The 22599-nt window shown below is 34.7% G+C and carries 16 protein-coding genes; 6 read left to right on the top strand and 10 right to left on the bottom strand.

Annotated features, from left to right (window positions below):
- Positions 1-30 precede the first annotated feature (30 nt).
- Positions 31-1059 (top strand): acetamidase/formamidase family protein, encoded by a 1029-nt coding sequence (locus ACRHOC_RS09465; protein ID WP_431158388.1) that lies wholly within the window; start codon positions 31-33, stop codon positions 1057-1059.
- Position 1060: 1 nt separating this feature from the next.
- Here ACRHOC_RS09465 and ACRHOC_RS09470 read toward each other — a convergent pair whose 3' ends face one another.
- The 4 genes from ACRHOC_RS09470 to ACRHOC_RS09485 are packed head-to-tail and all read right to left on the bottom strand — an operon-like array spanning position 1061 to position 3749.
- Positions 1061-1402, bottom strand: a complete 342-nt coding sequence (locus tag ACRHOC_RS09470) for an Hpt domain-containing protein (RefSeq protein ID WP_431158389.1) — start codon at positions 1400-1402, stop codon at positions 1061-1063.
- Positions 1403-2014, bottom strand: coding sequence for a fumarylacetoacetate hydrolase family protein (locus tag ACRHOC_RS09475; protein ID WP_431158390.1), 612 nt, complete (start codon positions 2012-2014; stop codon positions 1403-1405).
- A 13-nt stretch (positions 2015-2027) separates the two neighbouring features.
- A complete protein-coding gene (locus ACRHOC_RS09480) occupies positions 2028-2930 on the bottom strand; it encodes a carboxypeptidase-like regulatory domain-containing protein (RefSeq protein WP_431158391.1) in 903 nt (300 codons plus the stop codon).
- 42 nt (positions 2931-2972) lie between these two features.
- Complete coding sequence (locus ACRHOC_RS09485; protein WP_431158392.1) at positions 2973-3749, bottom strand: exonuclease domain-containing protein; 777 nt, start codon at positions 3747-3749, stop codon at positions 2973-2975.
- Between the two features lie 105 nt (positions 3750-3854).
- Here ACRHOC_RS09485 and ACRHOC_RS09490 point away from each other — a divergent pair, with 105 nt between their 5' ends.
- Positions 3855-4931 carry an NADH:flavin oxidoreductase gene (locus ACRHOC_RS09490; RefSeq protein WP_431158393.1) on the top strand — a complete coding sequence of 359 codons (1077 nt, stop codon included), beginning with the start codon at positions 3855-3857 and terminating at the stop codon, positions 4929-4931.
- A gap of 54 nt (positions 4932-4985) precedes the next feature.
- On the opposite strand, the gene ACRHOC_RS09495 is transcribed toward ACRHOC_RS09490, so the two are convergent.
- From ACRHOC_RS09495 to ACRHOC_RS09510, 4 genes are all read right to left on the bottom strand, one after another.
- Complete coding sequence (locus tag ACRHOC_RS09495) at positions 4986-6326, bottom strand: dihydrolipoamide acetyltransferase family protein (protein WP_431158394.1); 1341 nt, start codon at positions 6324-6326, stop codon at positions 4986-4988.
- Between the two features lie 93 nt (positions 6327-6419).
- Positions 6420-7520 (bottom strand): glycosyltransferase family 2 protein, encoded by a 1101-nt coding sequence (locus ACRHOC_RS09500; protein ID WP_431158395.1) that lies wholly within the window; start codon positions 7518-7520, stop codon positions 6420-6422.
- A gap of 6 nt (positions 7521-7526) precedes the next feature.
- Complete coding sequence (gene recR / locus ACRHOC_RS09505; RefSeq protein WP_431158396.1) at positions 7527-8144, bottom strand: recombination mediator RecR; 618 nt, start codon at positions 8142-8144, stop codon at positions 7527-7529.
- Positions 8145-8238: 94 nt separating this feature from the next.
- The gene (locus ACRHOC_RS09510) at positions 8239-10755 is read right to left on the bottom strand and encodes a VPS10 domain-containing protein (RefSeq protein WP_431158397.1); all 2517 of its coding nucleotides are present in this window, start codon (positions 10753-10755) and stop codon (positions 8239-8241) included.
- Positions 10756-10826: 71 nt separating this feature from the next.
- On the opposite strand from ACRHOC_RS09510, the gene ACRHOC_RS09515 reads away from it, so the two are divergent.
- Together ACRHOC_RS09515 and ACRHOC_RS09520 are read left to right on the top strand one after the other, a co-directional pair.
- Positions 10827-12296 carry a sodium:solute symporter gene (locus ACRHOC_RS09515; RefSeq protein ID WP_431158398.1) on the top strand — a complete coding sequence of 490 codons (1470 nt, stop codon included), beginning with the start codon at positions 10827-10829 and terminating at the stop codon, positions 12294-12296.
- A gap of 74 nt (positions 12297-12370) precedes the next feature.
- Positions 12371-15616 (top strand): VCBS repeat-containing protein, encoded by a 3246-nt coding sequence (locus ACRHOC_RS09520; protein ID WP_431158399.1) that lies wholly within the window; start codon positions 12371-12373, stop codon positions 15614-15616.
- Here the strand turns inward: ACRHOC_RS09520 and ACRHOC_RS09525 are convergent.
- Positions 15598-15981 carry a CoA-binding protein gene (locus ACRHOC_RS09525; protein ID WP_431158400.1) on the bottom strand — a complete coding sequence of 128 codons (384 nt, stop codon included), beginning with the start codon at positions 15979-15981 and terminating at the stop codon, positions 15598-15600. The two genes, ACRHOC_RS09520 and ACRHOC_RS09525, sit on opposite strands and share 19 nt — an antisense overlap.
- Positions 15982-16083: 102 nt before the next feature.
- Between ACRHOC_RS09525 and ACRHOC_RS09530 the strand changes: the two genes are divergently transcribed.
- Positions 16084-18558: a TonB-dependent receptor domain-containing protein gene (locus ACRHOC_RS09530; RefSeq protein WP_431158401.1), complete on the top strand. Its 2475-nt coding sequence runs from the start codon at positions 16084-16086 to the stop codon at positions 18556-18558.
- Between the two features lie 340 nt (positions 18559-18898).
- Here ACRHOC_RS09530 and ACRHOC_RS09535 read toward each other — a convergent pair whose 3' ends face one another.
- Positions 18899-19909, bottom strand: a complete 1011-nt coding sequence (locus tag ACRHOC_RS09535; RefSeq protein ID WP_431158402.1) for a 3-oxoacyl-ACP synthase III family protein — start codon at positions 19907-19909, stop codon at positions 18899-18901.
- 180 nt (positions 19910-20089) lie between these two features.
- Between ACRHOC_RS09535 and ACRHOC_RS09540 the strand changes: the two genes are divergently transcribed.
- Positions 20090-22534 carry an alpha/beta hydrolase family protein gene (locus ACRHOC_RS09540; protein ID WP_431158403.1) on the top strand — a complete coding sequence of 815 codons (2445 nt, stop codon included), beginning with the start codon at positions 20090-20092 and terminating at the stop codon, positions 22532-22534.
- The last annotated feature ends 65 nt before the right edge of the window (positions 22535-22599 follow it).

The following is a 22599-nucleotide window of genomic DNA, read 5'->3' on the forward strand; positions in this document are numbered from 1 at the left end:
AACAACCTTTAATAAAATAATAAACCATCCATGTCACTTAAATTCACTTTCCAGATTCTCTGCTACATCCTTCTATGTACTTTACTTTATCAATGTAATAATCAAATGCCTGTAAACTCTGTTTCAGCGCCTTCTGAAGATGAAGAAAGAAAACCAGAATACACCTTAACTAAAGATCAAACCCATAATAAATTTAGCAGTACTATTGCTCCTATTCTCACCGTTAAATCAGGCGCTATTATTGAGGCCTATACAGAAGATGCCAGTGACGAACAGTTTAATCTAAGCTCAACAATAGAAGATCTTAAAAATTTAAACTTTGAACCTATACATCCTTTAACAGGTCCTGTCTTTGTTGAAGATGCAAAACCAGGTGATGTTTTAAAAATCACCTTACACGATATAGAAGTTGGTGATTGGGGCTGGAATGCTATTGTTCCTGGTTTTAGTTTCGTAGCAGATTCTATTAAAGGGGAATATCTTCGAATCTATGATCTTAAAGAGAATAAAGACAAGGTCCATTTTAATGACTCCATTCAACTTAAACTAAGCCCATTTCCAGGCGTAATGGGAGTTGCACCAGAAACTACAGAATTACTCAGTACAATCCCTCCTAGAGCAAATGGTGGTAATATGGATGATCCAAATATGACTGAAGGTACCTCTGTTTATTTCCCTGTTTTTGTTGAAGGTGGTTTATTTTCCATTGGTGATGGTCATGCCGTGCAAGGACTTGGTGAAGTATGTGGCACTGCCATAGAAGTTCCATTACGCATAATCTATGAAATCGAATTAATTAAAAACAAAACAATTAAAGAACCACAGTACGAAACGGAAGAATACTATGCCACCACAGGTTATGGAACGACATTAGATATCGCAGCTAAAAAAGCAACCTTATACATGGTAGACTACTTAATGCGAGAACATCAGATGGGTGAGAATGAGGCCTATGCGCTTTGCTCTCTTGCAGGTGATCTCAAAATTGCGGAAACTGTAGACTTACCTCATATGCTTGTTACTATGCATATGTCTAAAAAAGTCTTAGGTATAAAATAATTTAAAGATCGAAGTCTGATTTAATTTCTTCAGTGGCCTTTTCCACACCATCAAGTACTTTTTCTAATTGAGCGGAAATATCTTTATCTGATTGCTCATATTTTCCCCAATCTTGCACTTCTATTAGAGCATGATAAGCTGTTAAGCCAAATAATTCTAAAGTTGGTTTCATTTTATGTGCCGCTTGATAAGCTTCATAATAATCATTTTCTGGCACGGCCTTACGCAATCTGTCAGCATCAACTGGTACTTCATCAATAAAGGCTGCGGCTAAAGCCATAACGAAATCCTCATCGTTATCAGCCATTTCTCGTACGCGATCTAATTTATAATGTTCTGGCATCTATTTTATTTTGATTGAAAACATTTCTTGGTCCTCAATATATCCTTTTAATTCATCATTTGCAAAAACCTTACCAACTCCAGCTGGAGTACCTGTAAAGATTATATCACCAATTTTTAAGGTGAAAAATTTTGAAACGTGAGCGATAAGCTCATCAATTTTCCATAACATGAGCTCCGTATTCCCAGACTGAACGGTCTCACCATTTCGCTTTAATTCAAAATTAATATTATCCACGGTATCAAACTGCGTTTTTGACAACCACTTACCAATCACAGCAGCACCATCAAATGCCTTTGCTTTTTCCCATGGCAGGCCTTTGGCTTTGAGTTTGGCTTGTAAATCTCTTGCAGTAAAATCAATACCCAAGCCAATCTCATCATAGTACTTATGCGCAAACTTTTGATCAATGAACTTACCCACTTTTTTAATTTTAACCAAGACCTCAACCTCATGATGCACCTCATCAGAAAAATCTGGTATAAAAAAAGGCATCTTTTTAAGAAGGATAGCAGTATCAGGCTTTAAAAACACTACTGGATCAGTAGGTTTTTCATTTTCTAGTTCTTTTATATGTTCCGTATAATTACGTCCTATGCAGATAAGTTTCATAATTACAATTTATTCAATTGGACAAAGTTAGTGATATAGCAGGTATTGCTCTGTATTCGTTGTTAGAAGTTTTAGCTACATAAAAACGCCATTCACCAGAAATATACGATGCAACTACAAAGTCTCCCTCCTTTGCACAAGTCGCTGAAAGTGTTGGAGAGTACTTCATTCTTTTTTCTTTCTTCTTGTTTTTATCTGTAAAATGAAATGTGACTTCCTCAGCATTATAAGGAATATACAACCATTCGAAAGCTATGTAAAACCCTTCCGAAGGAAAAAGAATATCATAATCAGAAATATTGATTTCTGTTTCTTTTTGTTTCTTTTTTAACTTCACAATGACATTTTCTTTCAACAGGTCTTTATCTGGAAGGCTATCTGTTCCAATGGTGAATAACCGTACTCTAAACTTAGCCTTTTTGTTTTTAAAATTTCCAAAATGAAACTTGATTGATTTCAAATATTGTGTTTCATCATAAGCATCTAGGTAAGGAAAATATAAAGCCATAATCCATGGATTTTCAGCGATAGAGCCATAACCATGACATAAATCTGAATCCTCTATTTTATTAACTATTTTAAGCTTCTCCTCGAATTTATCAGCAATTACAACTTCCTCTAACGTCTCAGTTTTAGGCTTCAAAAAGATATTTTGAGACTTTAATAATGATGAAACTGGTATTTCATGATTTTCATATCCTAATGAGGTTAACTTCACTCGCTTTTTTAGGTTCTTTTCCTTAATCCTGAGATTATAACTTCCATCCTCATCACTAGAGGTTCCTACCGTGGAATCTAGGATAGAAATATTAACATAAGGAATGGGTAAATTCGTTACTTGATCCAACACAACGCCTTTTGCAACTTGCTCTTGAGCAAAACTCAAAAATGAAATGAACAAAAAAATTACCCTCATGAAAGATACAGAAGTAGTAGTTCTACGATTTTATAAAAGAGACTAGCCTAATTTATTATTAAACTGGCGTAATTTAATTGCGGTTAACACTTTTTTAGTATAAAGTGGAAAGTCCGCATTGAGTAACCACCCGAAATAACCCGGTTCTTTCTCCATAACGTCAACTACACGCTTTCCCTTATGTTTTCCAAAAGAGAAACATTCTTCTCCTTCTTTATTGTAAATTAGAAAACCAGCAAAATCTGCAAATTTCTTTCGAGAGCTAAACTCTGCTAAAAATTTAGTGTCATTTTCTAGTGCATCGTATTTTGAAAGTTGTGCTTTTAACACTTCATAAGTGGCTTTGGTATCGGCTTCTGCACTGTGCGCATCATCCAAATTTTTATCGCAATAGAATTTATAAGCAGCACTTAAAGTACGCTGTTCCATTTTATGATAAATCGTCTGAACATCAACAGCTACTCTATTTTTCATATCAAAATCTACTTCTGCTCTTAGCATTTCCTCTGCTAATAATGGTATGTCAAAACGGTTTGAATTAAATCCGCCTAAGTCAGAATCTTTAATCATATTATGTACCTCTTTGGCTATTTCTTTAAAAGTTGGTGCATCTTTAACATCATCATCCGAAATACCATGGACAAGCGTGACTTCTGGAGGAATCGGTATGGTAGGATTAACACGTTTTGTGTAAGACTCCTCTTTACCATTAGGATAGACTTTGAGAATAGAAATTTCAACAATTCTATCTTGTGATATGTTTATACCTGTAGTTTCAAGATCAAAAAAACAGATCGGTTTATTTAAATTCAACTGCATGCAAAATATTTTTTGCAAAGTTACTCGAATTAGCTAAACTAAATGGTTTCTAATCAAATTTGAGGATATTAATTAAATAGTCGAAATTCGTAAGAAATTAAGCCTATGTCAATTGAACCTTCTTCTTATTTAACCTTTAACTGTGGTAAAACGATGAACAATCGTTTTATGCTTGCACCATTGACGAATCAGCAAAGTCATGAAGACGGCAAACTATCTGACGATGAATACCATTGGCTAACAATGCGTGCAAAAGGTGGGTTTGGTTTAACAATGACTTGTGCTTCGCATGTTCAGGAAATCGGAAAGGGTTTTAGTGGGCAACTTGGTATTTTTTCAGATGGACATATTGAAGGACACAAGAAATTGGCTTCGCAAATAAAGTCGTTTGAAAGTTTAGCTGTTGTTCAATTACATCATGCTGGAATGCGCTCGCCATTTGAGGTCATTAAAACAAAGGCTGTCTGTCCATCTGATAGTGAAAAACATAATGCTAGAGCTTTGCTTCTTGAAGAGGTGGAGCAACTAAAAGAAGATTTTATTTCTGCGGCGGTTAGAGCACAAAAATGTGGTTATGATGGTGTGGAGGTACATGGTGCTCATGGTTATATCCTTACGCAATTCTTAAGTTCAAAAATCAATCAAAGGACTGATAAATATGGAGGATCTCTAGAGAATAGAGCACGTTTACTTTTTGATATTGTAAAAGGCATACGTGAGCAGTGTGGTAGCGAATTTTTATTGGGTGTTCGGCTTTCGCCTGAGCGCTTTGGTATGAAGTTGAGCGAAATGAAAGACGTAAGTCAAACACTAATTAACGACTATAATATTGACTTTTTAGATCTCTCACTTTGGGATTGTTTTAAAACTCCTGAGGAATTACCCGAAAGCAAGCAAAGTCTCCTTGAACACATACTAGAACTCGATTATAAAAACGTAAAACTTACAGTGGCAGGAAATATAAGAACTGGAGCGAATGTCCATCGAATACTAAATGCAGGTGTTGATTTTGCAACCATTGGTCGTTCAGCAATTTTGCATCATGATTTTCCGAAGCGTGTTATAGAAGATTCAAATTTTGAGCCTATAAAAAATCCAGTTACTGAAGATTATCTGCAAAATGAAGGTTTGAGTAAAACCTTTATTAACTATATGCGTCGTTGGGAGGGATTTGTAAAATAAAAAGCACAATCATTATAATTGTGCTTTCTTCTTAAATATAATATTTGAGTAAAATTAAATTTCTCTATCCATATCCCAAGCCTCAAGATAATTCTTTACTGCTTGGACAAATTGGCCACCTAAAGCACCATTAACAACTCTGTGGTCATAAGAATGTGATAAGAACATTCTGTATCTAATGCCGATAAAATCACCATCTGGTGTCTCAATAACTGCAGGGACTTTTCTAATTGCACCTAGTGCTAAGATCCCTACCTGAGGTTGATTTATTATTGGTGTTCCCATAACACTACCGAAAGTTCCAACATTTGTAACTGTATAGGTACCGTCTTGGATTTCATCTGGTTTTAATTCACCTAATCTGGCTCTATTTGCTAAGTCATTAACTTTTTTCGCCATACCTAATAGGTTCAGCTGGTCAGCATCTTTAATTACTGGTACTATTAGATTCCCATCCGGTAATGCTGCGGCCATACCTAAATTAATATGCTTTTTCTTAATGATACTGTCTCCTTGAACAGATATATTCATCATTGGATAATCACGTAATGCTTTAGCTACTGCCTCCATAAAGATTGGTGTAAACGTTAAGTTTTCACCCTCTCTTTTCTTAAAACTGTCCTTATGTTGCTTTCTCCAATTCCAGATATTGGTTACATCAGCTTCAATAAAAGACTGCACATGAGCCGATGTTTGCACAGAATCAACCATATGCTTAGAAATGAGCTTACCCATTCTAGTCATTTCGATAATTTCATCTTCTCCACTAGCCGTAACTGCAACATCTTGCTCTTTCTTGGTCTCAGTCTTAACAACTGTTTTTGGTGCCTCTACTTTTTCTATCTTAGGCGTAACTTCAACTGATGCTGTTGAACTAGAGTCTCTATTAGCAACGTAGGCTTTAATATCATTTTTTGTAACACGACCATCTTTTCCTGTACCAGGAATTCGATCTAATTCTTCTTGAGAGATCCCTTCCTCCTTGGCAATATTTCTTACTAATGGCGAATAAAATCGATCACCATTAGAGACAACAGGCTCTACCGTTTGTTTAGCAACTTCCACCGTTTGCGCAACTTCTGCAACTTCTGGAGCTTCTACTACTTTTGCTGTTTCTTCTACCTTAGGTGCACTTGTATCTCCATCGCCTTCACCTTCTATTTCAATAACCGCAATAGTCTGACCAACTTGTACGACATCATCAACATTGAATAATTTTTCAACCAAGACACCATCTACCTCGCTTGGCACCTCACTATCTACCTTATCAGTAGCAATTTCCAAAACGGCCTCATCGGCTTCAATGGTATCGCCAATATCTTTGAGCCACGAAGTAATTGTTGCCTCAGCAACACTTTCGCCCATCTTAGGTAATTTAAGTTCAAACTTTGCCATATCTTTAATTTGTAGGTCTTTATTCGCTAATCGACTGCAAAATTAATAAAAAAAACGATATTTTGTTCGTTTTTATGCATTGTAAAAACAGTCTTAGGCCAATTTTATTTCTCCCCTTCCCTTTGAAGAATCACTACCAATAACAAATTTAGGATCACCTAATAAAAATCTGTATTGGTGTTTAGATCTTTTAGAGCGTTCTTTAATATCCGTAATAACCGTTTTAAAATCTACAAACTCACAATCGTAAACGATTGTAGTATCATTTGGGATTTGTGCACCAACATTGGTATAGGTATAGGCTTGTGTGTTATTATAATCTTTAAAATCCTCGATAGGTCGATTAGTTAAAAAATAGGTGCTTTGAGTAACTTGATTCTCCTCGCCAGATGGTCGACTTAAAATTTTTGCAAGCCTAAGTCCAATCCATACAAATGCGTCTATAACAAAATAAGTTTTAAAGTGCTTTCTGTAAAAAATCTGCATTGCACCGAAAAATCGCTTTGCATATGTTTTATCCTTTAATGTGCTTTCACCTTTAAAATGAATAATGCTCTGGGTTCCTACATAATAGTTTTGAAAACCGGCTTTTTTAATCTTGTAGGATAAATCTATATCCTCACCGTACATAAAATAATCTTCATCAAATCCTCCTACTGACTTGTACAATTCGGTTCGAAGTAACATAAAAGCACCAACAAATATATCAGCTCCGCCAATCTCATTTTTTTCGAGGTGATTGGCATAATAAGCTTTGCCTAAACCTATTAGTTTTTTTAAGGCAATTTTTGGAGTGGGAACATTTCTTTTACTTTCTGGTAAAAAACACCCTTTACCATCAATGAGTTGACACCCTAATATTCCTATTTTGTCCTTAGACTCATAAAATTCTAATAGTGTCTCAAATGTATCTTCAGTAACAACCGTATCTGGATTCAAAATACATACATATTCTCCCTTAACTTCTTCTACACCAATATTATTGCCTTTAGAAAAGCCCAGATTTTCTTTGTTCTCTATTAGATTAATTTCTGGGAAATGAGCGCGCACCATCGCACAGCTTTCATCGTTTGATGCATTATCAACAACTATAATTTCGCTATCTATATCGCGTAGCGCTTTTTGAACACTATTAAGACATAGCTCTAAAAAATAGCGTACATTATAATTAAGAATAACAACGGAAAGCTTCACAGTAGTTTAGGATTTTAGTGATGCCTCAAAAGGCACTCTATCTATAATACTTCGTCCTAGTGTTATTTCATCGGTATACTCAAGTTCATTTCCTGCAGCAACTCCTCTAGCGATAGTTGATGTCGCCACATCCAAGCCATGTAATCTTTTGAAGATATAGAAATTTGTTGTATCACCTTCCATAGTGGGACTCATAGCAAATATTAATTCTTTTACACTACCAGCCTTAACCTTCTCAACTAACGAATTAATATTTAAATCTTGAGGCCCTATACCATCCATAGGTGAGATCTTTCCTCCTAAAACATGATATAAACCCTTGTAGGAGCTAGTATTTTCTATAGCCATTACATCTCGGATATCCTCTACAACACAAATAATCTCTGAATCGCGTTTAGGATTATCACATATTTCACAGAGTTCCTTATCACTAATGTTGTGACAAGATTTACAGAACTTAATCTCTGCTCGTACCTTTGTAAGTGCTTCTGCCAATTGAAACGTTTGTGTATCTGGTTGCCTAAGCATATGCAAAACCAATCGCAATGCAGTACGTTTACCAATGCCAGGCAATTGAGACATTTCGTTTACAGCATTTTCAAGAAGTTTCGAAGAGAAATCCATAAGTGCGAAGTTACTGTTTTTAGTGTCAAGAAGACAAATAAAAAAGTCCAATTATCAAAAACAATAATTGGACTTTTTAAGCTTTTAGATAGTCTTAATTTATAACCAGTTTTTTGGTTAATTCTCCGTAAGTACTATTTAATTTTACAAAGTAAATGCCCTTTTCAAAATTTGAAATATCGACATTGTATCCATTGATAATATTCAACTTTTTTGAATAGAATACTAGCTTTCCTAAAGTATTGTATACTCGAACACTTACATCTTCAGGCTTGGACCATTTTAACGTCACTTGGTCATTAGCTGGATTTGGATAAAGACTAAAATCTGTTAATTTAAATTCATCTACACTTAATGATGCTTCATAAACATTAGAACGCCATAAGCCTCTTCCATAAGTTGCTGCATATATTTTATTGTCTGCAGTATTTATTTCTAACTCGTTAATTCTAACATTTGGCAAACCATTATTAAATGGTATCCACGTATCTCCTAAATCATTATCTGTGTAATACACACCATAGTTCATCCCAACGTACAATCCATCTTTGCCATTATCTTGCCAAGCCACAGCCTGTGCTGAAAAATTTGGAAGGTCCCATGGAATATCTGTAAATGTTACTCCTCCATCAGTACTAACATAAACCTTGCTACTATTATTAGTTGCTATTGCAACTTTATCTGCGTCTGTTGGATGAACTGCAATACTATTAATTCTTTGGCTTCCGCCAAGGAATAAAAATGATTGTGTCCAATTCGTTCCACCATTTGAGGTATACCACAGTGTACCATTAATAGCTAAATACATCTTATTACTATCCGTAGGGGCAATTTTTAAGTGGTCAACATCAGCACCAAAGTTTTGAGAAATAGAGGTCCAGTTACTACCACCATCGACGGATTTATATACTTGATCAAACGCACAATAAATTGTATTCTGAACTAACGGATCTTGCTCAAAAGGTACTATCCAATTCCAAGAGCTTTGCCCACCTTTACCATCAGGTTGAGAAATACCAAAAACCGAATTACCTCCATTATTGGACTTAACAAATGACCCAAACTGCGAAGTGCCATACATTATATCTGTATTGTTTTTATCCACAAAGCCTTCCATACCGTCAGCTCCCCACCAATCGTACCAATTGCCATCGGCTCGTAACACTGAGGATCCATTATCCTGAGAGCCACCTGTTATGATTACAGGATCCGTTTGACTTATTCCAATTTTGTAAAATTGTCTAATTCCCATTCCTGTTGTTAAATCCGTGTAATAACTTGTACTCACATTAGTTGGATCATCAGCTCTATATATACCGCCATCAGAGCCCACAAATAATTTTGTATTTGCTCCACTGCCTGCAAAAAACATTAAATCCACATCTGCATGACAATACCCAATATTCTCACTATTTGCTCCTCCTGGTGTCCATTGCGATGTAATACTAAATGAAACTCCACCATCTGTAGATCGCCAAGTATTAATTCCGGCTATATGAACATCATTAACATCATTTGGATTTACCGTTATCGCCATATCTCTCGGAGCCTGACCTAAATTATCAAACCCATTAGAATCATACCCAAAGTAATTGAAGAAAGAATGACTTAGTTCTGTAAACGTTGCACCACTATCTGTTGATTTGTATAATCCTCCAAAAACACCACCGTCTTCTTCTACTACATAGACTACCATAGGATCATTTGATGAAACACCTATCATTTTTGCTCCTGAAGAAAAACCGTTACCAGCATTGAAGGTTGTACCTCCATTTGTTGAAATATAGAATTGTGATCCGGATGCATAAATTGTATTTGTATCACCAGGTTTAAATTGAAAATCAAATCCCGTTGATATACCAGAAGCTATAGATGTCCAACTTGTGCCACCATTTACAGATTTAAATAAACCACCACTTTGTGCACTAGCATACATTTTTGATGTATTCGTTGGATCAATCAATATTCTATTTACAGTACCAAAAACACTACCATGTAAAGACCACGTTGCTCCTCCATCGGTTGATTTGAAGATAGATCCTCCATTTGATCCCCAATAATAAGTATTGCTGTTCAGTGGATCTATGGCCAACGAATAAACATCTATATTTGATAAGTTATCCGTTAAGACTGTCCATGTTGAACCTCCATCCAAACTCTTCCAAACACCGCCTGTTTGACTTCCTGCGATGATATGATCTAAATTAGATTCATCAACAGCAATTGACGTAACTCTACCAACACCAGGATTGTAACCAGAAGTTGCATTCCAATAAGTTGGCCCCATTTCTTCCCAGGTACCAACAGTTGTTCTAGAAAAAGCGCCTTCATCATTAATTCTAGCATTATAATTAATGAGTTCATTGTAATAAAATTCTGGTGATTTTAGCATACCATTTTCATCCATAGCGCGCTCTGCAAAATACTGCCATCTTTTAAATGGCTTATAACCAGTACCTCTTTGACGACCTACTTCATCAAAATGCGCTTCAGCACTTTCAGAAATTTCCTGAACGGTATGATTTCCTTCTGCGATTAGATCCAAGTATTCTTGGGAAAAGAGAGAAAATGTAATTAAAAAACAAACGGAAAAAAGGATATTCTTTTTCATAAAGATTAAATTTGGGATAGCAATTTTTTCCAAAAATAGTATTTTTCTGTAAATATTTTAATACAAATTTTATGTCACCAATCTCCATACTGATTTTAATTTTGAGTTATTTCAGTATTCTCATCTTAATATCTTATCTAACTGGTAAAGAGGATAGTAACGATGTTTTCTTTCGTGCAAACAAGCAATCACCTTGGTATATTGTTGCATTTGGAATGATTGGTGCCTCCCTATCTGGTGTTACTTTTATTTCAGTACCAGGATGGATCGATGGGTCTCAATTTAGTTACTTCCAAGTGGTACTAGGCTACATGTTCGGTTACTTCGTTGTCGCTTTTGTGCTTTTACCCCTTTATTATAAGCATAATGTAACCTCTATATACGAGTATTTACTGACTAGATTTGGAGTTGTTAGTCATAAAACCGGTGCATTTTTCTTTTTTATATCTAGAGTAATTGGCGCTGCGTTTAGACTATTTTTAGTAGCAATTGTATTACAACAATTTGTTTTTGATGCATGGAACGTTCCTTTCGAAATAACTGTAATAATTTCGATTTTACTGATTTGGGTTTACACCAATAAAGGTGGTATTAAAACAATAATATGGACAGATACCTTACAGACCTTATTTATGTTACTAGCTGTAGGGCTTTCAATTTATTTTATCAATGATAATTTAGGGTGGTCTTTTAGCGAGTTTCTTTCTTCTGAAGAACTTAAAAATTATGACCAAATATTTGTAACAGAGAGTTTTCTGGAGCGTAGCCATTTTGTAAAATCTTTTATCGGTGGCATGTTTATTACTATTTGTATGACCGGCTTAGACCAAGACATGATGCAAAAAAATCTTACATGCAAGTCTTTAAGGGATTCACAAAAAAATATGGTTTCATTTAGTATTGTTCTTGTAATTGCCACATTTTTATTCATGCTTTTAGGAGCGTTACTTTATATCTACGCCAAGAAAAATAATATCGAGGTTCCTTTAATGGATGGTAAGCCAAGAACAGATTTATTGTTTCCTGAAATAGCACTTAACAGCGGTCTAGGTATTACACTGGCCATAACCTTTATGCTGGGTTTAATTGCTGCAGCATATAGTAGTGCCGATAGCGCTCTTACCTCTCTCACTACATCATTTTGTGTGGATTTTATGAACATTAATGATAAACCAAAAGCCCTCCAAAAGCGTTTAAGAAAAAGAGTTCATATTGCCATGAGTATACTGTTAGTATTTGTTATAATCATATTTAAATATGTATTGACCAGTAATGTTATTGATAGTCTTTTGACCGTAGCAGGATATACCTATGGCCCATTACTCGGTTTATTTGCTTTTGGCATTTTCACTAAGTATTCCATTAAAGATAAATATGTTTGGATTGTTGCAATTGTCTCTGCAATCTTAATCGCTATTATCGGTTCTATTCCTCCTGAAAAATTAGGTGGTTACACCTTAGGTTATGAACTTTTACCAATCAATGGTTTAATCACATTTATTGGCCTTCTCTTAATTAGAACCAAAATTTCAAAAACATAATTGGCTATAGGTATTGCAGAAATATTTAGCTTAAAATATTAGTATATTTGTTCAACTGCTTTTGCTAATAGTCTATGAAAAAAATTTCTGCAATAGTATTAGTTTTTTTAACACTGATCTCCTGTTCTGAAGACCCACAAAAAAGTACGAATGAAACCTCATTCTTATTAAAATCTGTTTCTGAAGATGTTACAGGAATCGATTTTAAGAACTTAGTAACCGAGGATCCACAGCACAGTATCATCAATTACATCTATTACTATAATGGTGGCGGTGTTGCTACAGGTGATGTTAATGGAGATGGTTTACCGGACTTGTTTTTTGTATCGAATATGGGTGAAAACAAGTTGTATCTCAATCAGGGGAATTTTCAATTTAAAGACATTACTGAAAGCGCAAATGTACAGGGTAAGGCAAGCTGGCAAACAGGAGCCACAATGATAGACATAAATAATGACGGTTTACTAGATATTTATGTTTGTGCAGTTTCTGGTCTATTAGATTTTACAGGTCATAATGAGCTTTTTATAAATAATGGTGATGGTACATTTTCTGAAAATGCAAAAGCCTATGGACTTGATTTTGAAGGATATTCCACACAAGCCTATTTCTTTGATTATGATAAAGACGACGACTTAGATGTTTATATCGTAAACCATGCTGTACATACAACACTTTCGCACGGAAAAGCTGACTTAAGAAATAAACGTGTTCCCCTTGTTGGAGATGTTTTATTAAATAATGATAATGGATCTTTCACCGACGTCAGTGAATCTGCAAATATTTATGGTGGTGTTAATGGATATGGATTAAGTGCTAGTATTGCAGATTTCAACAATGATGGTTGGGATGATATTTATGTCTGCAACGACTTTCATGAAGATGATTACTACTATATAAATAACCAAGATGGTACTTTTTCTGAACGTTTAGATGAATCGTTTTCTACAGTTAGTCGTTTTTCTATGGGTAGCGATGCTTCTGATATTAATGGTGACGGCTATCAAGATATTATGACATTAGACATGTTGCCTAAAGATGAGCGCATCCTCAAAGAAACCGAAGGAGATGATGCCATGTTTAACATGCAAAAACAACTGAAAAACTTAGGGTATAAAGATCAATATTCTAGGAATATGCTTCAAATTAATAACAATGGAGAGTATTTCCATGAAACCGCACTGATTAATAAAATTGCTGACACAGATTGGAGTTGGGCACCTCTTTTCGCAGATTTTAATAATGACGGACACCAAGATTTATTTATTTCAAATGGAATTTTAAGACGCCCTAACGGATTAGATTTTAAAAAATACGTATCAAATGCTTTCAAAGGAAGGTCGGAGAGCGAAGGATTAGAATGGTTATTTAATTCTATAGGTGAAATGACAGCCGGAGATGTAACCAATGAAATTTTTGAAGGAGATTCAAAGGAATTCAAAATTAAAACAGGAGATTGGATAGAAAACAAGCCGAGCCTTTCTAATGGAGCAGTTTATGTTGATTTAGATAAAGATGGTGATTTAGATATTGTTACCAATAATTTTAATGCTGTTGCAAGTGTTTACAAAAACACTACGGATAAGAACAATGCATTTTTAAATATTGAATTAGAATATAAAGCAGGAAATCAAGAAGGTATTGGGACAAAAGCGACAGTATATGCTGGAGGAAAATCCCAAATGAAACAATTGTTTAAATCGCGTGGCTTTCTTTCCTCGCTTGACAGTAAACTTCATTTTGGCTTAAACACCAGTGAAACTATTGATTCTCTACAAATAATTTGGCCTAACAACACTTATCAAAAAATTATTGCACCAGAAATTAATTCGGAAATATCAATAAAGTATAAGGCAACAGATAAAGCTTTCACCTACAAAAAAGTAACTAAACCTACCTTTTTTAAAACTGATGGCAGTATTTCCTATAAACACGAAGAGGATAATTACATTGACTTTTTGGAGGAAAAACTTATTCCATATAAAGTCTCAACCTTTGGACCTACTATTGCAAAAGGAGATGTTGACGGTAATGGCTTTGAAGATCTTTACATCGGTAGTGCTTCTGGAAAAGCAAGCCAATTATACCTTAATTCAGGAACTGATCTTGAGTTATTAAGTCAAAAAGTATTTGATGGTGATGTTGTATATGAAGATAATGACGCTAGTTTTTTTGATGCTGATAATGATGGAGATTTAGATCTATATGTGGCTTCTGGTATTACACCTCTCAAGGTTAAAAGTGTAATGAAAGATCGATTATACATTAACGATAATGGAAATTATACCATCGCAAATCAATGGATACCAGAAAACACTAATGTGACAACATCAGTAGAACCCTATGACTATGATGATGATGGTGATATAGATCTTTTTGTTGGTAATCACTCAATTGCTGGAGATTATGGCCAGCGCGTAACGTCTTATATACTAACCAATGACGGAACAGGTAAATTTTCGGTAGGTACGGAATTAGATATTAGTAAAGTGACCTCAGCGAAATGGGTAGATATCGACGGTAATGGTCTTAAAGATTTGCTTGTTTCTTGTGAATGGGATGCTCCAAAAATTTATCTAAATACAGACGGCAAACTCAGTTTAATGAATATACCCGACAATATTAATGGCCTATGGCAATCCATAAATACCTTTGATATTGATAATGATGGTGACTTAGATATACTACTAGGTAATTGGGGCTTAAACACAAAATTTAATTTGTATTTCGACGGCCCATTAAACATGTATTATTCCGATTTCGATAAAAATGGCGTCAAAGAGACACTTATTGCATATAACAGGAATGGTAAATATTACATGGTTAATTCTAAAGATGAATTGGCCGGTCAAATGAATGTGGTTAGTAAAATTTATGTGGATCATAAAAGTATTGCTGGAAAAACCATTGTCGATGTCATGAAACAAGGCACTTTAGATAAAGCAGAAAAGTCTTTAGCTCATACTTTAGCTTCAGGATATTTGAGAAATGACAATGGCGTATTCAATACTTTTGTTGAATTCGACGATGCTTTACAATTGGCACCAATTAACAGCTTCACCTCTATTGATATAAAAGATGATTCTAAAATAATTATTGGAGGTAATTCCTATAAATTAAACACTTATCATGGTTCCTATAATTCATTGAAAGGTATAATTATGGATTCATCCTCTAGTTTTAAATCTGTAACAGATTATGGCATTGATCGATTTAATGATCAGATAAAGCAAATTGAAGTTATTAAAATGAAAGACAAGAACTTACTCCTTGTCATGGCTAATAATGCCGAAATGAAAGTTTATTCGTTCTCCGAATAATTCAAATATTGATTAGTCGCCAATAAAACCAATGTACATGCCACTTCAGCGTGTATATTATTCTCAATTAAAAGGTCATAAAATTCTGGGTTCTCAGTCCCAGGATTAAAAATCACACGCTTAGGATTTAAGTTCAATATATAGGAATAATAATCTTTTTGTCGTTGCGGATTAACGTATAGGGTTACCGTATCAATATTTTTGTAAGGCTTTAGTTCTGTATCGATATCAACACCTTTAACTATACCTGATTTTAAACCAAATGCCTTGACATTCAGACTATTATCTACTAATTTACCAATTGCAATATTCGAATAACGCTCAGGTTTTAAGGATGCTCCAAGGACTAAAGTTGTTTCGCTCATTTGTTAAAAAGATGTTAAGGAGTGTTAATTGTGGTAACACGATGCAAAAATAGTCGTCTTAACACTAAGAAACTATCAAATCAATCAAAAAACAATCAAAAAATGAAGCATTTCTTCTTAATGCTTTTAATGGTCTCATCAGCCATTTTAAGCGCCCAACCTAAGTCCAATTCAGACATTAAAACCGGTTCAATTTCAGGTCGTGTAATAGACGCAGGCCTCAATGAACCATTGCCTTACGTTAACGTTATTATCAAAGATTCTAACGAGAAAATCATTACTGGAGGTATCACTAATTCAGACGGTACTTTTAATATCTCTAAGATTCCTGCTGGTCTCGTTAAAGTTGAAATTACATTCATTGGTTTTAAAACCATTGAAAAAGAAATCACTATAGGTAAGAATAGTTATAAGATAAACGTTGGTGACATCCTTCTCGAAGAGGACGCTGAGAATCTGGATGAAGTTACCGTAGTAGCAGAAACCTCTACCATTCAACAAAAAATCGACCGTCGTGTTATAAATGTTGGTAAGGACCTTACAACATCTGGACCAACAGCTTCGGATATTATGAATAACATTCCTACAGTAAATGTAGACCCTCAAACTGGTGCAATTGCACTAAGAGGAAATCAAAATGTGCAAGTCATGGTCGATGGAAAATTATCAAATATTCCTGCAGCACAATTATTGAGACAAATACCGTCTAACTCTATAAAACAGATCGAATTAATTACTAATCCTTCTGCCAAATATAATCCTGATGGTATGAGTGGTATTATTAATATCATTCTCCACAAAAACGTAAACATTGGTTTCAATGGTAACGTAAATTTCGGACTGGGATATCAACTAGAACCAAAGTTTAATAGCTCTATAGATATGAATTATAGAAATAACAAATTAAACTTTTACGGGAGCTATGGTAACAACTTCTCGGATAATCAAGCCTTTATTGAGCTTACTCAGGTTGAGACAGGCTTATTTCAGGATATCGATTTATTAGATAGCCAGAATTCTAATCTCTTCAAACTGGGAGTAGACTATTACATCAATGATAAAAACACTTTTTCAGTATTTACGAATCAAAATTTTTTTGATGGTGGTGCTTTTGGCCAAACAGGTTTATTTTTCGAAAATGATCCGTCTTTAAATCAAAATCAGATAATTGATAATACAAATGAAAATATGAGTCAACAGTATAATGTCAATTATAAGTTAGACTTTGATAAAGAAGGCCATAATATTGAGTTAGAAGCTGATTTCAACATTTTTGATAATGATGTTGTTACCTACAACCGCTTTTCTGGCATGGGTGCAAGACCAAATTTTGACGAATTCACAGATACAGAACGCGACAGAACTACGCTAAATTTAGACTATGTAAATCCTCTATCAGATAAGTCAAAATTAGAAGCAGGATTACAGGCCAGATTGTTTAGCACCGATTTAGATTATAATTCTAATGCAAGAGTTCAGAACGAATTAGGAGAATACATTCCTACGTCAACCTCGTTTGATTATGAGAGAAATATCTATTCGGCCTATGTTAGTTACAGCAAGCAATTAGAAAAGTGGTCATATCAATTAGGCTTAAGAGCAGAGACTGTAAACGTAACTACCTTAGCATTAGATACCGATCTTACAAATAATAGTGTAACAGAATTACCTTTTGAGAATGATTATACGCAAGTATATCCATCAGCTTTTGTTACTTACAATCCGTCTGAGAAAAACTCATATCAGTTTAGCTTTAGTAGACGTGTTGACAGACCTGGAGTAGGCCAAGTAAATCCTATACCAGAATTTAATACGCCATTAATATCGCAGTTCGGTAACCAGGAATTGGAGCCACAGTTCACCAATTCTCTAGAGGCCAACTATACAAGAAATCTTGAAAAGGGTAGTATTACTGCTGGAGTGTTTTACCGATTAATTGAGGATGAAATTAATCAAGGTGTATTTGTTGACCGTTCTGCCTTAGGTTCTGGTCGAGTAATTTTAAGAATAGACAATTTTGATAATACATCTGCTTATGGTGTAGAAGTATCTAGTAACTATAGACCAACAAAATGGTGGAGCTTAAATGCTAGCTTCGATATGTATGGTAGAACGCAACGTGGGTTTGCAGAATCTTTAGACCCTACAATAGTGAACCCAACTGAGGATGATATTATTTTAACCAATACTGAGGTTGATAACCTTATTATCAACTTTAGAGTTTTTAACAACTTTAAGGTGACTAAGAAATTATCTCTTTCTGCTTTTGCAATGTATAGAGGACGTGACACAGGCTTAAATTTTGAAATGGACCCAATGTATTTTGTTAACCTAGGATTACGTTACAGTTTCCTTGAAGAAAACAGAGCAACATTTAGTTTGAATTTTAATAATGTTTTCGACACACAAGAAGTAAATATTCTCAGTGAGCGTCCGTTTAGACAAGAAGCACATTTTATTCCTGAATTCAAGACCATCTTCGCAAGTTTAGCTTACCGTTTTGGTGGTGGAAAATACAGAGCAAAATCAAGAAAGCGACGTGATAACGACGAAAAATCAGGTGGTGGATTTCTATAATAAGGTGTAACATCCACTGGAAATTATAGTCTTTAAAATACAAGACATATGAACATATTTATTTAATAGTTTACATAAAAATAGTTGATGGTTAGTGTTAGTGTACTGCTATTAAATAATAAAACCCGAAACCACTTGGTTTCGGGTTTTTGTTAAATAATACATAAATATGTTAAAGTTTGAAATAAAACAGAAGTCTCTACGTCTATTAAGTGGAGATAAGTTTTAAGTAATAGACTTTATAAATTAAGTTTTATAATAGTAGTGTTAGTTAAAGTTGGTTAATAGCTGAAAAAGCCCGAACAAATTGTTCGGGCTTTTTTTATTCATATTGGTACAATTACCATTTTATAATGGCACTTCCCCAAGTAAATCCACTTCCAAAGGCTGCTAAGACCACATTATCGCCTTCTTTAATTTTACCTTCTTCCCATGCTTCTGTTAATGCAATTGGTATTGAAGCTGCTGTTGTATTTCCATAGCGCATTATGTTATTATAAACTTGGTCATTACCTAAGCCAAACTTCTTTTGAATAAATTGGGATATTCTCAAATTGGCCTGATGAGGAATAAGCATATCAATATCTTCCTTCTTCAAATTATTAGTTGTCAATCCTTCAATTATTGCTTCACTAAATCGCACAACCGCATGCTTAAAAACAAACTGTCCATTCATATATGGATAATACGACGTATCATCTGGGTCATTTTCTTCCATAATAGTATCTACCCAGCGACCTGTACTAGGACCTTCTAAAGCCAACTCTTTAGCATGTTTACCCTCAGAATGTAAATGTGTAGATAGTATACCTTTGCTGTTATCCTCTTCTCTACTCACTACAGCTGCACCTGCACCATCACCAAAAATTACCGTTACACCTCTTCCTCGAGTAGATCGCTCCAATCCACCTGAATGATTTTCACTCCCAATAACTAATACATTTTTATACATACCTGTTTTTACAAACTGATCTGCAACAGAGAGTCCATAGATAAATCCAGAACATTGATTTCTTACATCTAGCGCACCTATTGTATCCATTTCAAGAATTTCCTGAACACGCACTCCTCCACCTGGAAAATACATATCAGGACTTAAGGTGGCAAAAACAATAAAGTCAATATCATCTTTAGTCAATCCAGCCCTTTCAATAGCAATTTTAGCTGCTTTTGCACCCATTAATGAAGTGGTATCATCACTGGTTTTAGGATCTATCCAACGTCGTTCTTTAATCCCTGTTCGTTCTTGTATCCACTCATCACTCGTATCCATCCACACCTTAAGATCGTTGTTAGTTACAACGTTCTCAGGAACATATTTTCCTAATCCTGTAATTCTTGAATTGTACATTAGTTACCTTATAAAGTTAGAATTACAAAATTAACCCATTTGCCTTGAAACTTAAACCCATTCGTTATGCGTGCATAATAAATTGAGAGAATAAAAATTTGCAATTATTTAACAAGCTCCTACCATAGGTTCAGTCTATTTTTAATTAATTTCAAGGCACTAATCATTAATCATTTATATATGAAATCATTAATCAAATTATTTGCATTTCTTTTTGTAATAAATTGTTATGCACAACAAAGCTTAAGTTACCAAAAACCTTCAGATGAAATTTTAGAACTCGCTGATGTCGAACTTGCACCAGGTGTTCAAATCGACAGTAAAGGACAGCATATGGTCTTACTTTACAGAAATCAATACAAATCCATTCAGGAATTATCAGAAAGTGAATTAAGACTTGCAGGACTTCGTATCAACCCAGTAACAAATATTGGAAGTAGAACAAATTACATTACCAATATTAAAGTCAAAAAGATTGAAGATAAAGATGCTAAACAGGTTACTGGTTTACCTGATAATGCCAGATTATCTGGTTTCAGATGGTCACCAGATGAAAGTATGATTGCATGTTTAAATACTACAGCAACTGGAGTTGAGGTTTGGGTCTTACATATTAATGAAGCAAAAGTTACCAAAATCACAGAGGCTAACGTAAATGCTAATATGGGTAGTACTTTAAATTGGTTTAATGACAACCAAAACCTCTTGGTTAAGATGTTACCTAACGACAGAAAAGAATTAATAAATACTGCAACAGCTGTACCTACAGGTCCTACCGTATCTGTGAGTGATGGAGCAAAAGCGCAGAATAGAACCTATCAAGATTTATTAAAAACACCAAACGATGAGTTCAATTTTGAGCAATTAGCACGCTCTGAAATAAAAAAAGTCTCTATTAACGGAAACGTTGAAGATTTTTTAGGCGCAGATATGTACCGTGGCATTAGCTTTTCACCTGATGGAAATTATATAATGGTGACTAAGATAAAACGTCCTTTTTCTTATATAGTTACCTATGGTAGATTTCCTAGTGAAAGTATTATGTATGAAGCTAATGGTAAAAAGATTAAAACTGTAAATGATGTACCACTAGATGAGGTCCGTCCTAAAGGGTTTATGTCAACAAGAATGGGTAAACGTAACATGCAATGGCGTGGTGACAAGGCCGCGACCCTAGTGTGGGCAGAGGCCTTAGATAAAGGAGACCCTGAGGTTAAGGTAGAATATAGAGATGTTGTCTACGAATTGAATGCTCCATTTAACGGACAACCTAAGGAAATTTTGAAAACTAAGCAGCGTTTTTCTGGAATACAATGGGGCGATGACAATAACGCAATTGCATACGATTATTGGTGGAATACCAGAAATTTAAAAACGTATCACTTCAATCCTTCTAATGGAAATGCCAAAGTCATTTCAGATCGAAACTACCAAGATGTGTATAGCGATCCAGGTAATTTTGTAACATCTAAGAATGAATTTGGTAGATATACACTCACCATGAATAGTGGTAAAGTCTACCTAATGGGCGATGGTTACTCTAAGGAAGGGCAATTTCCATTTATTGATGAGTATAACATTAAATCGGGCAAAACAAAACGACTTTATCAGTCTAAGTATACCGATAAATTAGAGAATTTGAATTCGGCCATCGATATGAAAAAAGGTGAAATTTTAGTACGTATCGAATCTAAGAAGGAGTATCCTAACTATTACATTAGAAATATTAAAAAGAATAGCTTAACGGCAATTACCGAATTTGAAAATCCATTCAAAAGTCTAGAAGAAGTTGATAAAAGTGTTATAAGTTACAAACGCGATGATGGTTTAGATTTAGAAGGTACACTTTATCTTCCTTTAGATTATAAGGAAGGTGAAAAGTATCCAATGATTCTTTGGGCATATCCACGTGAATACAAAGATAAGTCTAGTGCTTCACAGAGTACTGCAAACCCTAATGAATTTGTATATCCATATTGGGGCTCACCAATTTACTGGGTTACCAAAGGTTACGTGGTGCTAGATGACGCAGCCTTTCCAATTGTTGGGGAAGGTGAAGAAGAGCCAAATGACTCTTTTAGAACACAACTTGTAGCCAACGGTAAAGCTGCTATAGATGCCGTGGATAATTTAGGTTATATAGATAGAGAAAAGGTTGCTGTAGGCGGACATAGTTATGGTGCTTTTATGACAGCAAACTTATTATCTCATTCCGATTTATTCGCTGCAGGAATTGCCAGAAGTGGTGCTTACAACAGAACCTTAACACCTTTTGGATTCCAAAGTGAAGAGCGTAGCTACTGGGAAGCACCAGAAATTTATTATAATATGTCACCATTTATGCATGCTGACAAAATGAAGACGCCTTTATTACTTATTCATGGTGTTGCGGATAATAATTCCGGTACTTACCCATTACAAAGTGAGCGCTACTTTAATGCCTTAAAAGGATTGGGAGCACCTGTTAGATTAGTGATGCTACCAAAAGAAAGTCATGGATATCGCGCCAAAGAATCTATTATGCACATGCTTTGGGAGCAAGACCAATGGCTCGACAAGCATGTAAAAAACAAAAAGAAAGATGAGGCACAAATTGAAAATGAAAACACAAAAATAAAAGGTTAATAAAATAGTACCATTTTAAATCTAAAAAAGCTGATTATTTAAATCAGCTTTTTTTAATTTCTATA

Origin of the sequence: Winogradskyella poriferorum (assembly GCF_050618035.1) — a bacterium.
GTDB classification, from domain to species: Bacteria; Bacteroidota; Bacteroidia; order Flavobacteriales; family Flavobacteriaceae; genus Winogradskyella; species Winogradskyella poriferorum_A.

Bases quoted from the DNA above. Each gene is read 5' to 3' on its own strand.
- ACRHOC_RS09465 (WP_431158388.1), top strand. From the start codon at position 31: ATGTCACTTAAATTCACTTTCCAGATTCTCTGCTACATCCTTCTATGT.
- ACRHOC_RS09470 (WP_431158389.1), bottom strand. From the start codon at position 1,402: ATGCCAGAACATTATAAATTAGATCGCGTACGAGAAATGGCTGATAAC.
- ACRHOC_RS09475 (WP_431158390.1), bottom strand. From the start codon at position 2,014: ATGAAACTTATCTGCATAGGACGTAATTATACGGAACATATAAAAGAA.
- ACRHOC_RS09480 (WP_431158391.1), bottom strand. From the start codon at position 2,930: ATGAGGGTAATTTTTTTGTTCATTTCATTTTTGAGTTTTGCTCAAGAG.
- ACRHOC_RS09485 (WP_431158392.1), bottom strand. From the start codon at position 3,749: ATGCAGTTGAATTTAAATAAACCGATCTGTTTTTTTGATCTTGAAACT.
- ACRHOC_RS09490 (WP_431158393.1), top strand. From the start codon at position 3,855: ATGTCAATTGAACCTTCTTCTTATTTAACCTTTAACTGTGGTAAAACG.
- ACRHOC_RS09495 (WP_431158394.1), bottom strand. From the start codon at position 6,326: ATGGCAAAGTTTGAACTTAAATTACCTAAGATGGGCGAAAGTGTTGCT.
- recR (WP_431158396.1), bottom strand. From the start codon at position 8,144: ATGGATTTCTCTTCGAAACTTCTTGAAAATGCTGTAAACGAAATGTCT.
- ACRHOC_RS09510 (WP_431158397.1), bottom strand. From the start codon at position 10,755: ATGAAAAAGAATATCCTTTTTTCCGTTTGTTTTTTAATTACATTTTCT.
- ACRHOC_RS09515 (WP_431158398.1), top strand. From the start codon at position 10,827: ATGTCACCAATCTCCATACTGATTTTAATTTTGAGTTATTTCAGTATT.
- ACRHOC_RS09520 (WP_431158399.1), top strand. From the start codon at position 12,371: ATGAAAAAAATTTCTGCAATAGTATTAGTTTTTTTAACACTGATCTCC.
- ACRHOC_RS09525 (WP_431158400.1), bottom strand. From the start codon at position 15,981: ATGAGCGAAACAACTTTAGTCCTTGGAGCATCCTTAAAACCTGAGCGT.
- ACRHOC_RS09530 (WP_431158401.1), top strand. From the start codon at position 16,084: ATGAAGCATTTCTTCTTAATGCTTTTAATGGTCTCATCAGCCATTTTA.
- ACRHOC_RS09535 (WP_431158402.1), bottom strand. From the start codon at position 19,909: ATGTACAATTCAAGAATTACAGGATTAGGAAAATATGTTCCTGAGAAC.
- ACRHOC_RS09540 (WP_431158403.1), top strand. From the start codon at position 20,090: ATGAAATCATTAATCAAATTATTTGCATTTCTTTTTGTAATAAATTGT.